11 protein-coding genes are annotated in these 16,758 nt (G+C 67.7%); 4 read left to right on the top strand and 7 right to left on the bottom strand.

Annotated features, from left to right (window positions below; all coding sequences use genetic code 11):
* Positions 1–34: 34 nt before the first annotated feature.
* The 4 genes from OG247_RS04410 to OG247_RS04395 form a co-directional block, all read right to left on the bottom strand.
* Positions 35–877 carry a hypothetical protein gene (locus OG247_RS04410; protein ID WP_327250948.1) on the bottom strand — a complete coding sequence of 281 codons (843 nt, stop codon included), beginning with the start codon at positions 875–877 and terminating at the stop codon, positions 35–37.
* Positions 878–949: 72 nt separating this feature from the next.
* Positions 950–1,876: an ImmA/IrrE family metallo-endopeptidase gene (locus tag OG247_RS04405; RefSeq protein ID WP_327250947.1), complete on the bottom strand. Its 927-nt coding sequence runs from the start codon at positions 1,874–1,876 to the stop codon at positions 950–952.
* The gene (locus OG247_RS04400; protein ID WP_327250946.1) at positions 1,873–2,295 is read right to left on the bottom strand and encodes a helix-turn-helix domain-containing protein; all 423 of its coding nucleotides are present in this window, start codon (positions 2,293–2,295) and stop codon (positions 1,873–1,875) included. Before OG247_RS04400 ends, OG247_RS04405 begins: the two co-directional genes overlap by 4 nt.
* A gap of 2 nt (positions 2,296–2,297) precedes the next feature.
* Positions 2,298–2,579: an acyl carrier protein gene (locus tag OG247_RS04395; protein WP_327250945.1), complete on the bottom strand. Its 282-nt coding sequence runs from the start codon at positions 2,577–2,579 to the stop codon at positions 2,298–2,300.
* 105 nt (positions 2,580–2,684) lie between these two features.
* On the opposite strand from OG247_RS04395, the gene OG247_RS04390 reads away from it, so the two are divergent.
* The 4 genes from OG247_RS04390 (at position 2,685) to OG247_RS04375 (ending at position 13,822) form a co-directional block, all read left to right on the top strand.
* Positions 2,685–3,563 (top strand): nucleoside triphosphate pyrophosphohydrolase family protein, encoded by an 879-nt coding sequence (locus tag OG247_RS04390; RefSeq protein WP_327250944.1) that lies wholly within the window; start codon positions 2,685–2,687, stop codon positions 3,561–3,563.
* Between the two features lie 513 nt (positions 3,564–4,076).
* The gene (locus OG247_RS04385; protein WP_327250943.1) at positions 4,077–4,895 is read left to right on the top strand and encodes a hypothetical protein; all 819 of its coding nucleotides are present in this window, start codon (positions 4,077–4,079) and stop codon (positions 4,893–4,895) included.
* Positions 4,889–9,388 carry an NACHT and WD repeat domain-containing protein gene (locus OG247_RS04380; protein WP_327250942.1) on the top strand — a complete coding sequence of 1,500 codons (4,500 nt, stop codon included), beginning with the start codon at positions 4,889–4,891 and terminating at the stop codon, positions 9,386–9,388. The genes OG247_RS04385 and OG247_RS04380 overlap by 7 nt, the downstream gene beginning before the upstream one ends.
* Positions 9,389–10,606: 1,218 nt before the next feature.
* The gene (locus OG247_RS04375; RefSeq protein ID WP_327250941.1) at positions 10,607–13,822 is read left to right on the top strand and encodes a hypothetical protein; all 3,216 of its coding nucleotides are present in this window, start codon (positions 10,607–10,609) and stop codon (positions 13,820–13,822) included.
* A 641-nt stretch (positions 13,823–14,463) separates the two neighbouring features.
* Here the strand turns inward: OG247_RS04375 and OG247_RS04370 are convergent.
* The 3 genes from OG247_RS04370 to OG247_RS04360 all read right to left on the bottom strand — a co-directional run bounded on the left by OG247_RS04370 (position 14,464) and on the right by OG247_RS04360 (position 16,620).
* On the bottom strand, positions 14,464–14,655 hold the full coding sequence (locus OG247_RS04370) for a hypothetical protein (RefSeq protein ID WP_327250940.1): 192 nt from the start codon (positions 14,653–14,655) through the stop codon (positions 14,464–14,466).
* Positions 14,656–14,841: 186 nt separating this feature from the next.
* On the bottom strand, positions 14,842–15,498 hold the full coding sequence (locus tag OG247_RS04365; RefSeq protein ID WP_327257341.1) for an HAD family hydrolase: 657 nt from the start codon (positions 15,496–15,498) through the stop codon (positions 14,842–14,844).
* Positions 15,499–15,900: 402 nt separating this feature from the next.
* The gene (locus OG247_RS04360) at positions 15,901–16,620 is read right to left on the bottom strand and encodes a cytidylate kinase-like family protein (RefSeq protein WP_327250939.1); all 720 of its coding nucleotides are present in this window, start codon (positions 16,618–16,620) and stop codon (positions 15,901–15,903) included.
* Between the last annotated feature and the right edge of the window lie 138 nt (positions 16,621–16,758).

The raw sequence follows: 16,758 nt of genomic DNA, 5'->3' as shown, positions 1-16,758 counted from the left end.
AACTCACGTTTCTACTGTGGCAGAGCCCCGGAAGTTAGGCTCCGAGGTCGAACAGAGGTGCGTTGGCTGTGGCGGCTTGCAGGTGGCCAAGTTCGGTCTTTGTGCAGTCCAGGCGGGCGCTGCCGGCCATGACGGTCAGCGTGCCTGGTTTCAAGCCTGTCTGGCGTGCCACCCATTCGCAGAGGTGGCCGAGCGCGAGGTAGTTACCGTAGGCGCGCTCGAACATGTAGTGGCTGCGGTAGTAGGCGGCTAGGTGGACGCTATCCGTGGAGGCGTCCATCTGGAAGGAGCAGTGGCTCAGGCAAGGAAAGTCTCGCGGCTGAGTGTCCAGCGCGGCCGCGCGGATGACGGCTTCAGTCTCCGGTGCGGATTCGGGTGGATCGTCTTCGTAGGCTGCTTCAGTGTCTAGAACGTGAGCCGTGCCGGCCTCATAAACGGCGCTCCATCGTGCGGTCTTACGCAACGACTCCATGCGGCTGATGACCCGGGCAATCTGGTCAACTGGCTCGGACTTCTTATCGGCTCCTGGATAGGCGATGAGCCGACCGAAGTAGGTGCCATGGGCGTTTCGCCTCACCCTCCGCAGCCGCGGATACAGAGCTCGGTAGCGTTCGGCGAGTTCCTCATGGGTCGCGCAGGTCGCGGCGAGCTGGACGGGGAAGAGGGTGTTGACGACGGTGTCGATTGGATAGAGCGGATCCGTGCGGGCCGCCCGGCGCCGGTCGAGCTCGCTGCGCAGGCCCGAGTTCTCCTGCAGCGGGTTCGCGATGCGTACCACGGTGTGGAATGCCCTCGACTTTGGCAGCGATGCAAGCCGCTCGCATGCTTCGAGCCATGCGGTGGAGACATCGGGGGCGTCGACGGTGAAGGTGTGCAACGGCTCACTCCTTGTCGGCCAGGCTGCGGATCGTAGAGCTGGGTGAAGCGACGAAAGGGCGAGGCCCGGGGGTTAGTCGCGGTAGTAGTCGGAGCCCTGTCGGTCGGGTGTCCGGCGGACGATCAGATGGAAGAGGTCCGGGCTGCTGGCCGCCGTGGCGGTTAGTGTGCACGCGCCATGCAGCTCCTCACCGACCCACACCGCCTGAACCTGGGGGAGCGCGTCGGGTAGATCCAGCAGTGAGATCTGGCCGCTGACCTCGGGCAACGTGGTGCTCAGGCCCAGGGGCAGGTGGTCGAAGCTGCCGCCGGGAATCTGCAGCAGCAGGCAGTCGCCGACAGCTGCATACACGGTGGCCCGGTGCGCCGAGGGCGTCAGCACGTGGAGGTGGGCCTTGGGGGCCAGTGGCAGCGAGCCGGCGAGTTCTGCCTTCAGGGCGCCAGGGGAGTGCTTGAGCCAGAGCGTCTCGGTCGATCGGTCGATCATCTTCAACCGCACAAGGTGCCGCACGGTCGTGGCGTAGGGGGTGCCCATCCAGCGCGCCATCCGGTAGACGTCGTGGGGGGATCCGGGCCGGTCCGTCAGGCCGCAGCGGGCCAGTGCAGCCCGTGCAACCGGCCGTGGCATCAGGAACCAAGAAGCGAATGCCTCAGCGTCCCGTTCGTGTTGCGGCCAGCCCTCTCCCCACCGTCCCACCTCCTGGTCCTTGTGGTCGTAGCTGGTGCCGTGGCCCAAGCGATGGTGGCCGAGCTCGTGGGCTGCGGTATGCCGCATGCTTACCTCTTCCAGCCCGACGTTGATCAGGCATGCAGGACCTCCCTCCGAGGCGTCCACGTATAGCCCCAGCAGGCCGCCCAGCCCCCGCCCCATCACGTCGATGCCTTCGGCGCGCAGGGAACCGAAGACATCGACGTAGCCGGCCTCGTGGGCGACCGAGAGGTCCTTGTGTGCTTGAGCAGCCGCGATCATCGCGACCCCGTGAGCATCGTTCCAGCTCACTCCGCCTGCCCCGCTCGCAGGGGAGAAGGAGCCTGATCCCCTTCGCGCTCCTCTGCCTCTCGCTTCGCGTGCAGGTACTGGATGAACCTCGCCACCTCGATGCGGTCGCCTTCGCTCAAGGGCTGCTTCGTGCGCGGCAGACCGGCCAGAGCATGCTCCCCAGCATCGGCGGCCTCGTCCTCGTCGAGGAAGTAGGACACAGATAGCCGGTAAAGGCGGGCGAGCTTCTTCAGCTCCATCACCTCGACCCGGCGCACACCTCGCTCGATGTCGCTGACTGCCGAACGCACAATGCCAGTGCGCTCAGAGACCTGCTGCTGGGACAGTCCCAAGTACTCACGCGTTTCCTTGAGCCGCCGGCCCAAGTGGGAGCGCTGCTCGGCCTCGGCCCCCGGGTCGGACTGTGCCTTGGCATTCATCGTTACTGCTCCTTCGACTGCATGGTGTCGTACACGGTCTCGGCGAACGCCCACACCGAGCGCAGGGAGCGGCCAGCCTCGGCATCGGCAGGGACGGACACCCCGAAATGTTGCTCAACCCGGGCCAGGATCTCCATCACCAGCACTGAGTCGACTGGCAAGTCCTGTCCCCTTGCCGCCAGTTCCTCGTGCACTTCGTCTGCAGGGCGGTCCTGATACCGAGCCAGGAAGTCGATGACGATGTCGACGATCTCCTGAACGGTGTGCGGCGGCATGTCTTGCATCCGGCCCTTTCCTTCAACTTCCGGACAGAGGACTTGACGTGACCTACTGTAGAGCTCTGTCGGGAAATCCGACAGAGCTGCCTGAAGATCCTTCAAGGAGTGTGCGTGCACCTCGCCCGTTATCAAGAAGCCGCCCTCAAGACCTTGCAACCCGCCACCGGTGACATCGACCCAGTCCTGGTACCCCTCCTCGGGCTCATGGGCGAGACCGGCTCCGTGATCAGCGCCTACAAGAAGCGACTGCGTGACGGGGCTGAAGCCACACACTCGAAGCAGCAGTTGCGTGAGGAACTCGGCGATGCCCTGTGGTACATCGCTGCGCTTGCCCACCGACTCGACCTCAGCCTTGAGGACATTGCCGCCGCAAGCCTGGAGAAGGCTAAGGATCGTTGGCGTGCCACGCCCGATAGTGAGCGTCCTTCCTTCGACACCGCCTACCCGCCTCACGAACAGCTTCCCCGCCGCACCATCGTTACCTTCACCCCCACCCCTCAACCTGACGGACGGACCGTCATCGTCGTCACCCGCGAAGACGGTGCCACTGCGGGCAGCCCTCTCACCAGTGCTAGCCACGTCGAAGACGACTACCGATTCCATGACGCCTTCCACCTCGCCCACGCTGCAGTCCTGGGCTGGTCACCCGTCAGCCGCTTTCTGCTTGGCTGTAAGCGACGGAGTCGCCCAGGCGTCGACGAAGCAGAGGACGGTGGCCGCGCGATCGCAATCGAAGAGGGCATCAGTGCATTGGTCTTCTCCTATGCCAGCCGTCACCACTACTTCGAGAACGTCCGTCACGTAGACCACGAGCTACTGACCACCATCGACCACATGACAGCCCACCTCGAAGTGAGCGTGCTGAGGGCCGCCGACTGGGAGAAGGCAATCATGGTCGGCTACGAGGCCTGGCGGCAGCTGCGCAAGCACGGCGCCGGTCGGCTTGAACTCGACCTCGATGCACAGACTCTGTCGTTCCTCGAGCCCTGACCCGGCGCTGCCAGTCAACTCGGCGCAGAAGGTAGTGCAGCAGGATGGGTGGATGGAAGCGGTGTGCTCGGTGTGCGCGTGGCCGGTCCAACTCCGGTGTATGAAGAGGACGTCGCCTTCGGCGAAGACGTTCTGCTTCGCGTGCATGCTCGGGGATCGGTACTCGAGGCGGATCCGGTCCCAGCCCTGTTCGGTCCAGACACGATTCGGCAGCTGAGGCAAGGGCCGGGGCGCGCCCATCGGGTGAAGGCGCCAGAAGGACTCTCGGGTGAGCGGGGTATCGGCAGTCATGACGTGATCCACGGAAGCACCGCTCCAATCGGCCGCCGCTCTCTAGGGCTCCGGTCCACTGTGCGGCCCATTGCGGCGGGCCATGCGCTTGGCCGGGTCGGGGTGGCTCTGTGGGCCCTGAGAGAATTGCAGGCGAGAGTTCAGTCGGAGGGGGAGCGTGTGCAAGCGGTACAGATCATCGGGGTGCATGGGATCGGTCAGGCCGGGTCGTCCCGGCGGCAGTTGACCGAGGATTGGGGCAAGGCGCTCCAGCGCGGCATCAAGGAGTTCACCGATCGGCCCGGCCAGACCCCCACGCTCCACATGCCGCACTGGACACCACTGGTGATCAAGGGTACGGACCGTCTGGGACCGGAGGACGATCCGTTCGGGGAGTCCGTACTGATGGCCTCCGAGGAAGAGGAGTTCGTCGCGGACGCCCTCCGTGACGCGGTCCGCCCCGAGGACCTGGCCTTCGCCGAGGAACAGGCACTGGCAACTCTCGGCCCCCCGAAGTTGTGGTCACCACGCATCACCCGCCTCGCCATGGCATACGACCGCCGTTTCGCTCGCGGGGGCGCGCAGCTCTTCGTCCGGTCTATGCGAGAAGTCCGCTTGTACCTGACGGAGCCGGACCTGGCGGCGAAGGTCCGGGCCCTCGTCCGGGAGGAATTCACTTCCGCCACCTCGGTGGTCATCGGGCACTCCCTCGGCAGTGTCATCGCCTACGACCTCTTCCGCCACCAGGACGTGGGCGCCGCACACGGCGCCCACGGACCCGCCGTCCACACCCTCGTCACCTGCGGCTCCCCCCTGGGGATCCCCTCGGTACGCCGGCTGATGGGGATCGCGGACGGCGAGCGCCTGGGACTCCCCGCCCCCATCAGGTGGATCAACGTCTACGATCCCGACGACTTCATCACCGGCGGCGCCGGCCTGGCCGCGGCAGCGCGGAACCTCACCGACGCCGAGGTCGAGAACGGCAGCGGGGACCCGCACAGCGCCGTGCGCTACCTCCGCAAAGAACCCGTCGCCCACGCCGTGGTGGGCGCCCCGTGGTGACGCGCGTGCCGGCCCCGAAGACGTTCACTCGCCGCCTGGTCGTCATCGCGGTCACCGAGTACGACGACGACACCCCGGCCCAACAGGACGAATTCAGCGCCGGCATCTCGGCCCAGGTGGCCACCGTCGAAGGCTGGTGGGCCAGCCCGGTCCTCGAGGTCAGTCGCCGCTTTACAGCCTCCCGTCCCAAGCAACTCCACAGCCTTCGCGACCTCAGCGACTTCCTCTTCGACGAGGAACTCGCCGATGTGGACGACGATGAGGCCCTGGTCGTCTACATCACCGGTCACGGCCTGGCCCCCGACAACTCCCCCCAGCACTTCCTGCGCCTGCCGGCTTCCGACAAGGAGAGGCCGCTCAGCACCGCGTTCCCCACCGCGGACCTGATCACGACCGTGCTGGACTCCCGGGCCACGCACGTACTCGTCATCGTGGACTCCTGCTTCTCCGGTCGACTCGAAGACGAGCTCAAGCACAAGCTGAAGGCGCTCCGCGCTGAACGCCGCAGACTCGGCTCGCTCGTCGTGCTCGCCGCCGGAGACGACGAGAGCAGGCCCCGTCTGGGCCAGTTCACGAACCTTCTCCGGGCCGCCCACGAGCACTGCGCTGACGAGGCCAACGGCTATGCCGAACCCCACCTCAGCTGGCAGGAGTGGGAGGGCATCATCAGCAAGGTCTTTGACGACGACACCATGGCCGACCTCCACTACATCTGGCCCACCCCCTCCGCCACGGTCCAGCAAGCACAGCAGCATCCGAGCCCCTGCCTCCCCAACCCCGGCTACGCGGGGGTCGAACCGGTGCTCGACGCCTCCGTCAGCCAGGTCGGGTGGACCCGGACCGAACTCGACAGGTACTGGGTCTCGCGCGCCTCCGGCGAGACCGGGGCCCGCACGCCGGGCTGGTACTTCACCGGCCGGACCACCTTGGTCAAGCGCATGCTCGCGTTCCTGGGCGGCGACGAAGGCGTACTCGTCGTCACCGGCGAGGCTGGCTCCGGGAAGTCCGCCCTCCTCGCCCGCATCGTGACCCTCAGCGACGCCGGGTTCCGGGCCGACGAGACCTACGGTCCTCTCCTCGCAGCCCTCCCCGAGGAACTCGACGTACCCGAAGGCTCCGTGGACGCGGCCGTGCTCGCCCGGAACTCGGACCCGGACGAACTCGCCCAGGCCCTGTACGAGGCACTCGGCGGCGTCTGCGGCCCGGCGCCCGCCGCCGGAACCGCCGTGGACAAGGACGCCGGGCCCCTGACCCGACTGCGCAGGCTCGTACGCGACACCGCCCGGCATCGCGGAGGTGCGCTGACCCTCGTGGTGGACGGCATCGACGAGGCCCGGAACCCGACGCGCGTCATCACCGACCTCCTGCGCCCCCTCACCGACCTGCGCATGGAGGGAGCCGAGACCGAGCAGCCCGCCGTCCGGCTGCTGCTCGGCATCCGAAGCTCCGGGGGCGACCCGTCGGCCAGCAGCACCGCCGCCGGCGCCCCCGCTCCCTCGGACCTGCTCAGCCTGCTCGTCCGGGCCACGCACTCCGGGGAGCCGATCCGCACGGACGACGCCGGTGCCACCGCCCCGGACATCGCCGCTTACGTAGGTGCTCTGCTCCAGGCCCCCTTCGAAGGCCAGGACGACTCCACGTCGGTCCCGGACCCCGCCCGCCACCACGAGCTGGCCGAGGCGGTGGCCCAGGAGGTGTCCCCGTCCTTCCTGGACGCCCGTATCGCCGCCGAACGCCTGCGAGCGTTGTGCGTCCTGCCCGACCCCGAGGATCCCGAGTGGCGTCGGACCCTGCGCCAAGGCACCGAGGCCCTCCTGCGTGAGGACCTGGCCGAGGTGGCCCGTTCCCACGGCGCCCCGGCCGAACACCTGATGGCCGCGCTGCGGGCTTCGGCGTTCGCGCGGGGGGCGGGACTCCCCTGGTCCGACATCTGGCCGGCCGCGGTGGAAGCGCTGTCCCCCGGTGCGGTCCACGACCCGGACGCGGTCATCCGCCAGGTGCTGGACAGCCGCCTCACCGGCTATCTGACCACCGCTGTCGAGGACGGCCGTACCGTGTACCGCCCGATCCACGAACGCATCGCCGAAACCCTCCGGGACTCACCCCACACCCTGCTCGGAGTACCCGAGCAGGCGGCGCCGGAAGGCCTCGCCGCCGAAGGAAATCCGACCGAACACGCCAGGCTGGCCTCGGCATTCGGACTGCTGCTCCCGGCCTCACCGGATCAGGCCCCGCACCCGTACCTACGGCGCCACCTGGTCGCGCACGCCGCTGCCGCCGGGCTGCTCGACGACCAGTACGTCCCCCGGCGGTTCCTGCCGTGGGAGACGAGCCGCACGGTCCAGGCCTCTCTCGGCCTTCCGGCCGACGCCGATGCCGAGTCCGTGTACGTGGCCTCCTGGGCCCGCCTCGAACCCTTCCTCGCCGATGCGGGTGTCGCCGCCCGGGCCGACAGCCTGCGGCTGTGCGCCCTGGCTTCGGACCTGGAACGGGACTCCGTCCCGGCCGAAACCGGTATGCGGGAAGGCGGATACGCGTCCGGCATCACCCCCCGGTGGAACCGGCTGAGGGTACCCGGCAACATCCTGGGCCGAACCCGGGCCGACCTCTCCTCGCTCGTCTCCTTCACCCTGCCCGACGGCAGTCCCCTGGTCGCGGCGGGAGACCAGGACGGTGAGGTCTCCGTATGGGACCCGCTGACCGGCGCGGAGTTCGGACAGCCCACCCGCCGCGGGCCCTACGCCCGTGCGCTGGCCGTGCTGAGCGGCCCCGGCGGACAGCCTCTGATCGCGGTCGGCTGCGCCGGAGGCGTCTGGACCCTCGATCCACAGACGGGCGACGCCACTCACTTCCCGATATCGGAACCGGTGTATGCGCTGGCCGAGTTCACGGCGCCGGACGGGCGGGCCCGGCTGGCCGTCGGCACCCCGAACGGGCTGATCGTCTGCGATCCCGCCACGGGACGGGTACTGTCCCGCCTGACACTCGAAGATCTCGGATGCGGACCGGTCAGGGCACTGGCCGTGCTTCCGCTCGGCTTGGGCACGACGATGCTCGCCGCAGGCGGTGATGACGGCACGGTCGCCGTGATGGACGCCGACTCGTTCCGTGTCGTGACCTCGGTGAAGGGCCCGGGCAGGGGTGTGGCCGCGCTCGCCCTGTTCAAGACCTCCGACGGACAGCCCCGGCTCACGGTGGTCTTCAAGTCGACGCAAAACGTTCGCAGTTACGATCCTTTCACCGGGGCCGAGAACAAGGCCGCCCGCATCCCACAGCCCGCGGCGTCCATCGGGCTCTACCCCCATCCCCTGCTCGGAACACTGCTCGCACTCGGCGGGGTGCACGGCGGGCCCGTCCGTCTCTGGGACCCCGAGGACGGATTGGAGACGTACGCAGCCACCTCCGATCACACGAAGCGGGTCAAGGGGATCGCCGTCATCGACAGGGGAGCCCGGACACCCCTCGTGGTGTCCGGGTCCGCCGACCGGACCGTGCGGATCTGGAATCCCGAGTCGCTCATGTCGAGGTGGGAGTCCCACCTCGAGGAGAGCGGTGACGGTTCGCACCTGGCGGTGGCGGCCGAAGCAGGAGACGGGGCGATGCTCCTGGGGCCGGCTCCATCGTCCGGCCTCGAATTCCGGTCCGCGTCCACCGGAGACGTGCTGCACCGCGTGGTGTGGCCCGCCGACTGGAATACGGGCGAGCTGACGGCGCTCGCAACACACACGTGGAGCGACGGATCCGCCTCCGTCATCGCCGGTCTGCGGGGTGGCGTCATTGGGCGCTGGGACGGACGGGACGGCTGGACCCTCCTCGCGAGAGAGGGCGGGCCGTCGACGAGGGTGCGCGCACTCGCCACGTTTTCCGCCGATGACGCGGACCGCGCCGTGCTCGTCAGTGCCACGAGCCTGAGGGTCATAAGCTACCAGTACCTCGCCACCGGCGAGCGGTACTGCGCACCCCTGAGCAGCAACGAGGCGGTCCGCTGCCTGTCCGTGCTGCCGACCGCCTCCGGTCCGCTCGTCGCATACGCCTCGGGCTTCGCCGTACGGTTCTGCCGCGTCGGGGAACCCTCGCACCGCCGCCTGCCCCCGTACATCGGCTCCACCGCCTCACTCGCCGTCTGCCCGGCGGAGGACGGCAGCGCGCTCCTCGCCACCGGCGGCGCCGACGGCTCCGTCCGGCTCTGGTCTCCGGATGCTCCGAAGCGGGAGGCGTACCCCGTGCTCAAGGGCCACCGCGGGCCGGTCTCCGCGATGGCCCTCCTGCGGCCGTCGCCCGCCTCGCAGCCGTTCCTCGTCAGCGCCGGCGGCCAGGACACCACAGTGCGCCTTTGGGACCCCTGGACCGGAGAGGAACTGGCCCGCCTGGTCACGGGTACCAGGCTCACGTCCCTCTGTGTCCTGCCCGCCGACGGGCCAGCAGAGAACACGGCTCCCATGATCGCCTTCGGCGGTCCGGCGGGAACGGCGATGGTGACGGTACGACGCTGACCGCCCTCGGCGCCACGACCCTCGGAGCAGGGGACGACGGGTTACCGTGCAATCACACTCCTGGTGGGGCCACGTTGACTCCGGCGCCACTCGAGCTCTCGGGCTCTTGACATACAGAGAGTGATGAAGGCTGCGTTGTCGATGTCCCTGGCGGAGACGCAGTTGTGGTGTCGAGGCGAAGGGGCAGCGGCCCTCTTCGGATCCCGTGCTGGTTTGGTGCTGGTTCGCTGCCACCTGACACCCCACGTCAGCACCCCTCGCAACCCCCCCCGTGCTGGTTTGGTGCTGGTTACGCAGCGTTGAGCGCGATGTGATCCGGTCGATCCGATACTGAACGGGCGGGGTAGGGATCCGAGATTGCTCCGCCTCTGAGTGCGATTCGCGCTCGGTGTCGGCCGGCGCGTCTTTCTGGGAATTCGAGCGCGTAACCCCGATTGGCTGTGGGGGCTCGGGCCGATGCAGGACAGGAACTTGCCCGGGGTGAGGCTCTGCGTCGCGAGCACGGCGGTGCCCGCCTTGAACTCGCCGTCGGAGGTGAGGGCACTCTCGCGCAGGAAGGCGTTGCCCTCCTCGAGGTCCGTGGCTGGCCGGTTGAGGAGGCCCTCGCGTCTGAGCAGCGTTCGGAAGCCCCTCGGGCCTCCTCGTCGTGCGGAGGGTCGCGTTCACACGGGGCTTCTGAGGACTCCTTGGGCTTACTGCGGTCACGGAGGGCAGTGCCGGGGCCTGGCAGTGGCCCACGGCGAGTCGGCATCGACGATCGGGTTCGCAGGGGACTTGGGACGGTTCGAGTCCACCTGAGCCGAGGTTAGTTGGACAGGCGCGTCGTGCGTCAGGCCGAGGCCGTGTGGTTGGTGAGCCCCGGCCTGACGTCCGCGGACTCAGGCGAGGTGGTCCAGGGCCCAGGTGATGACGGCACGGAGAGCACCGGATACGGCACCTTGCAGGGCTGCTCCGGCCAGGGCGAGGCGTTCGTGGTGGGTCAGACGCGTGCGGGACATGTAGTCCTCCACAGGGAGTGTGGTGGGTGGGTGGTCAGCCGGCCGGCTTGCTCTCCACCCTGAGTCCTGTGGGGAGATCCACTCTGAGTTGCGATGCGCCGTGAACAGGCACGGCTATTCATGCTGTTCACGCCATGAGGGCGACCAGGATCGAGGACGATGGTGCGATGAGTGGCGACAGATGGGGTGGCCGGCCGATCGCACAGGAAAGCGCGGAGCAATGCCGCCCCTGAGGCGGGCGCGGGTGGCATGGCCACCCACGCTGCGCGAGCTCAAGGAATTGCTGTACGAGGTCTATCTGGGGGCGGGTGCACCCAGCTTGGATCAGATCGCCGGGGATATCGCGGCAGATCAGGGGCTGGCGGGGGCGCCGAGCCGGGACACGGTGCACCGCGTCATAACCGACGGCCGGTCTGGCCAGCAGGCTGACGTGGTCGCCGTGGCCACCGTTTTGGCTCGCCGAGCTGCTTGGGATACGCAGGATCTGGCGGGGCGAGTGCGTGATCTGTGGGTGCGGGCCCAGATGGCGCAGGGCGCGGGGCGCCCGGTCAGCGACTTCCGCGGTGACATCCGCCTCATCCTGGACGCAGGCCTGGGGGTCCACCCTGCGTTGGATACCGATGGCGCTCGCGATAGGTTCGGAGTTCTGCCCTCCTATGTCCCGCGGGAGCACGATGCGCACCTGAGGGCAGTGGTCGACGCGGCGGAAGCCGGGCGCAGCGGGGTTGCGGTGCTGGTCGGTGGATCGTCCACGGGCAAGACCCGTGCTTTGTGGGAGGCCGTCGATCGCTTGTCGGACGGCTGGCGGCTATGGCATCCCTTGAGCCCCACCGTCTCTGACGCGGCACTGGCCGAGGTAGGGAACGTCGCTCCGCGGACGGTGGTGTGGCTCAACGAAGCGCAGCACTATCTGCGCTCGGACCCGCATGGCGAGCGGGTCGCGGCGGGCTTGCGGGAGCTGCTGCATGATCCGTCACGGGCCCCGGTGCTGGTCCTGGGGACCCTGTGGCCCGAGCACTGGGACACGCTGACCAACCGCACCACCGCCGACGGGCATGTCGGCGTCCGTGAACTGCTCGTCGGGCACAGGATCGACGTGCCTGACTCGTTTGCCCCAGTCGACTTGGTCGCCCTCGGAGCCACCGCCGACGATACTGTCGATCCCCGGCTCACGCAGGCCATCCAGTGTGCGGACGATGCGCAGGTCACCCAGTACCTGGCCGGCGTGCCCAACTTGATGGACCGCTACCACGTGGCCCGGGGAGCTGCGCGGGCTCTCGTTCACGCGGCGATGGACGCGCGCCGCCTGGGCGCCGACCCCCAGATCCCCTTGGGTTGGCTCGCGGACGCCGCCCCTGGGTACCTCACCAACACTGAGTACCGAGCCCTCGCCGGCGACTGGCTGACCTCAGCCCTCGCCTACGTCACCAGTGACTGCAATGGCCTGCCCGGCATTCTTACCCCTGTCAACGCCAGCGGCCCCCGCAACCAACGCACCCGCCGCCGGCTTGCGGCGACCTCCGTTGGAAGGCACTCAGCCCCCCAAGCGCAGGGGCCGTACTTCCTGCTCGCCGACTATGTCGACCAGCACGGCCGCCATCACCGCGCCGAGGTCATTCCGCCCATCGACTTCTGGACCGCAGCCGCCCACCACGCCCACCCGGCAGACCTCACCACACTCGGAGACGCCGCGTGGTCGCGAGGCCTATACCGCGACGCCGCCCAACTCCACAAGCAAGCCGTTGCCCACGGTAACACCGCCCCCGCGGCCGCCCTTGTCGACCACCTTCGCAGCCTGCATCCCGCCGATCTCCATCCCTCTCGATGGGTCGCCACGAGTGCCTCTGCTGAGAATCCGTCCGCTGTCGTCAGGCTGTTGATGCAGCTGCAGAAGATGGGGGCGGATGAGCAGGTGACCACTTTGGCGGAACGGGCCGCTGCTCATGTCTCCCTGGATAACCCGCGTTTCGTCGCCAGCCTGCTGCAGGTGCTGCGGAGTATGGGGGCGGATGAGCAGGTGACCACTTTGGCGGAACGGGCTGCCGCTCATGCTTCCCTCGACAATCCGCGAGCCGTCGCCAGTTTGCTCAGGGTGCTGCGGAGTATGGGGGCGGACGTGGAGGTCACCAAACTGCTGGCCCGCGACCCTGCCGCTGTGGCCTCTCTCGCCAACCCGCTGGACGTCGCCGACCTGTTGCAGGAGTTGCGGAGTATGGGGGCGGACGTGGAGGTCACCAAACTGCTGGCCCGCGACCCCGCCGCTCTCACCTCCCTCAACCATCCAACCTTTGTCGCCATTCTGTTGCGGGAGTTGCGGAGCATGGGGGCGGACGTGCAGTTCACCGCCTTGAGTGAACGGGCCACCAGCCACTCCGGCGTCGACAACCCGTTCGACCTCAAAGAGCTGTTCGACGAGCTGCGCAGGTCGGGGGCAGACGAGCTGGCTGCCGCCTTGGCCAAGCGGACCGCCACCCACATGCCGCTCATCAACCCGTACCTTGTCGCCGAGGTTTTTGAGGAGCTGGGGAAGTCGGGGGGCGGCCCGGCCACCACCTTGGCCGAGCGGGCCGCCACACACATTGCCCACATCGATCCGCATATCGTCGCCGTGATCTTGGACAAGATGCAGGAGGTGGGGGCAGCGGACGAGCAAATCTCCGCCTTGGCCGAGCAAGCCGCCACCCACATCGCCCTCGACGCCCCGCATGCCGTAACCCTTCTGGCGGCGGAGCTGCGGAGGGTGGGGGCGGCGAACGAATACGTCACCACCTTGGCCAATCGGGTCGCCGCCTACGCCGCTTTCGCCTCCGTGGACAACCCGACCGCCGTCATAAGGCTCCTGCGGAACGTGGGGGTACACGAGCAGCTGGCTGCCTTCGCGGAGCGGGCTGCTGCCCAGATCCCCCTCATCAATACGCGTGCCGTCATCGAGCTGTTGGAAGAGCTCCGGAGTATGGGTGCGGACGAGCAGGTCAGGATCCTGCTGGCCCGCGAGCCCGCCGCTCACGTTTCCCTCGACCATCCGATCGCCGTCGTCAAGCTGTTGGAGGAGCTCCGGAGTATGGGTGCGGACGAGCAGGTCAGGATCCTGCTGGCCCGCGAGCCCGCCGCTCACGTTTCCCTCGACCATCCGATCGCTGTCGCCGCGCTAATGAAGGAGCTGCAGGTGATGGGTGCCGACGAGCAGGTCACTGTCCTGGCAAAACGGGCCGCCGCCCATGCCTCCCTCAACAACTGGCACGCCGTCAGCAGTCTCCTGAAGGAGTTGCAGGGGATAGGGGCGAACGAACAGGTCACCACCCTGACCCAGCGGCTCCCTGCTGCAGGACACTTCGATTGGTTCATTGGCCTTGGCGAAAACCGGGAGCAATTCCGACTAGGTCGTGAGCCTGACGGGAGCACCGCTCCAGCGTGGACGTGGGACGACTTGGACTGAACCATCGGGTCCCGGTCAGCGGGGCCTGCGGCGCCGGAACGCCGAGGGGCAGAGGGCCGGTTCGGCCGACTCGGGCTCGGGGCGGGATGGCGATAAACGGGGACGGGCCGGTGGTCCGGGGCGCTGGCCCACCGTACCGCTGGCCGTTGTGGGCACGGTCCGCTCCGGTGGCCTCGATGGGCCCGGCGCCTGCATGGGCTGTCAGCGGTAGCCGGTAAGCCCCGGACGTACGCCGTCGCGGCCCGCACGTGCACCGTCGCCTCGTCCAGCGGCCATGGTCAGGCGGGTGGCGGCGCACATCTCGAGGAGGAACCGTACGTGATGTGCCATCATCCACGCCTTGCGTAGGCGGACGCGACGCGAATGAACAGCGAGGGCGAGGCTTCCTCTTCCCCATGCTCTCCATGATGGACATCCTCCTGGGGACGAACCCCTGATCTTGAAGGCCCGTCAAAGCGGATCAAACACATTCGGGCGTGCTTGCGATATTGAGACCAGGTGGCCTCAGAGGCTCTCCGGTCTGTGTTGTACAGAGCGTGACGGAGATCGCCTTGCTGATGCCCTTGGCGGAGATGCCGTCGTGGTGTCGGGGGAAAGGGCGAGCGGCCCCCCTTCGGATCCCGTGCTGGTTCGGTGCTGGTTCAGGCGTCCTGTGTGGTGGAAAACCGCAGGTGGCAGCTCTGATCGGATGAGTTGTCGTACCACTCGATGGTGGTCCCGATGAGGCTGGCGGCGACGATCCGCCGGATTCCGGATGGAGCCTGCGGGACGGTTCCGGGGGAGGCCATGTGCACCACTTCCAGGGTGTCTGCGGGGACGTCGGGTGTGGCCACAACGTAGAAGTCCGCAGTTCACCGGCATATGTGGCCCGCCATCACAATCGAGCCACGACTGATGTGCCCACGCACCACATGACCCGAGCACCTGCTCCCCAACCCCTCCGGTACGGAACCCGAGCCAGGTGGGAGAGCCGTGAGGTCGTCGCCTGCGCAGAGTGACAGGAGCGCGCGTATTCGGCTTTAGGAGGTGGTCGCCAGCAGTTCGGGCAGGTTGCGCATGTCGTCGAACACGACGGTGCCTGGCCCTTCCAGCCGCGAGGCCGGGGTGAGGCCACCGCAGAAACCGAAGGCCCGCATGCCGGCGGCCCTGGCTGCCTGCACCCCGTATGCGCTGTCCTCGATCACCGCGCACCGCTCGGGTTGTACCCCCATGGAACGTGCAGCGTGTTGGAAGAGGTCGGGAGCGGGCTTACCCCGGCGGACGTCGGCCGCACTGAAGATGCGGTTCTCGAAGTGGTTCGTCAGATCGGCGATCTCCAAGTTTCGCCGGATGCCGGCGTGATCGCCATTCGATGCGACGCAGACGGCGGTGGTGATGCGGTTCAGGGCCTCCGCGATGCCGTCGACAGCGGTCAGTTCGGCCTCGAAGGCCTCCTCGTACAGATGCGCGTACCGCTGCTGCCATCCCTTCTCCAGGCGCCGTCCGAGTCGTTCCTCGACAACTGCGGTGTAGACCTCGGTGGACGAGCCGACGAACCGCTCGATGATTTCAGAGTCGGTGAACCCGCACCCCAGGTCAGCCATGATCATCGCGTCTACTTTGACGCATATCTTCTCGCTGTCCACCAGTACGCCGTCACAGTCGAAGATCACCAGTTCAACAGGGGGCTGCGTCATGGTCGGCAGCGTAGTGGGGTGGTGGTGCACGACCCGCACCGCGTAGGGCTGTCGTCGGTTTTGGCGGAGTTTCATCCCGGGCTGCTCACACCCGACAGGGCGATGGCCGGTGGGCAGAACGACAGGTTCCCCGTCGGCGTCGACCTTGAGAGCCCTCTCCCGGTGCTCGCGCAGGGTCTTCTGGTGGAGCCGCGCGTAAACGGCCGTCATTTCCGGCGACATGTGATCAAGCAACTGCTCGACGATGTACTGCGGGACGTCCGTGTTCGCCGAGGAGACGAATGCGCTGCAGCCAGTTCTCCATGAGGCTGCGGCACCAGCTGTCCGAGATGGGTTTGCTGCCGTTGAGGGTTGCCTGCCCGCTGGGGAACAGGAAGCGGCTCCCGGCCGGCGATGGAGGGGTCAGATCTGGCGAGAGGCCAGGATGGTTCGCGAGGGTGTGAGATGGTCGACGTCCATGTGGACGATTGCGGCCGACCCGGGCGAGGTGGTTTCGGCGAGTTCCAGCAGGGCGTTGTCCTGACGCTCCAGCCGCCAGTTGACGTAGGCCAGCAGCACTTGGTGCAGTTGTCTGATGCCCTTGCGGGCCGCAGCCGCAGTCGGTTCCCCGATCAGGTGAGAGTTGTCCAGGACAAGGTCGAAGCAGGACCGGTCGGTGTAGAGGTCGACCGCGCGCTCCTGCCAGAGGTACGCCCGGGTGAATGCGTCCTTCTTGTCGAGCAGGCGCAAGCTGTCGTCGGTGGAGATGACGCCAGGCAGCCGTGACACGCTGCACTTCCAGGCGCGCGAAGCCCGATCCGAACCGAGCCAGACATTGATCTGCCGGCCCGGGTGCAGCCAGGGTGCGAGCACTGCGTCGACCACCATCGGCTCATCGGCGGCCAACAACTCACCAATGGTCTCATCCACCCTGCGATCGGCGGATCCGCCCGCGCGCATTGATTCGATCTCGTGCAAACGACTGAACCAGACCTGATCGGCCGAGCCTGCTTCGACCTGTAGTTCCTGCAGCAGCAGGTCGGTGAAGTGCACCGCACGGAAGCCGAGTGTTTCGGCCAACAGCTTGGCGTGGGTTGTCTTGCCCGCGGCCGTGAGACCGCTGATCACGATCTTTTGCGTCATCCCCGCCTCGCGATCAAATCCGTCCGCGTGTACGTAATCCCCAAGGAGTGAATAAGGCACTGTATCCGGCTAAGGGCCGCGTACCATACCCTGCAGCGGGTCGGAGACGGTGCTGCGCGCGGCACCAATAGACCGACG

The organism is Streptomyces sp. NBC_01244 (genome assembly GCF_035987325.1).
Lineage (GTDB): Bacteria > Actinomycetota > Actinomycetes > Streptomycetales > Streptomycetaceae > Streptomyces.
Note: the sequence above shows the minus strand (reverse complement) of the source record. Positions and strands in the feature narration are given on the sequence as shown.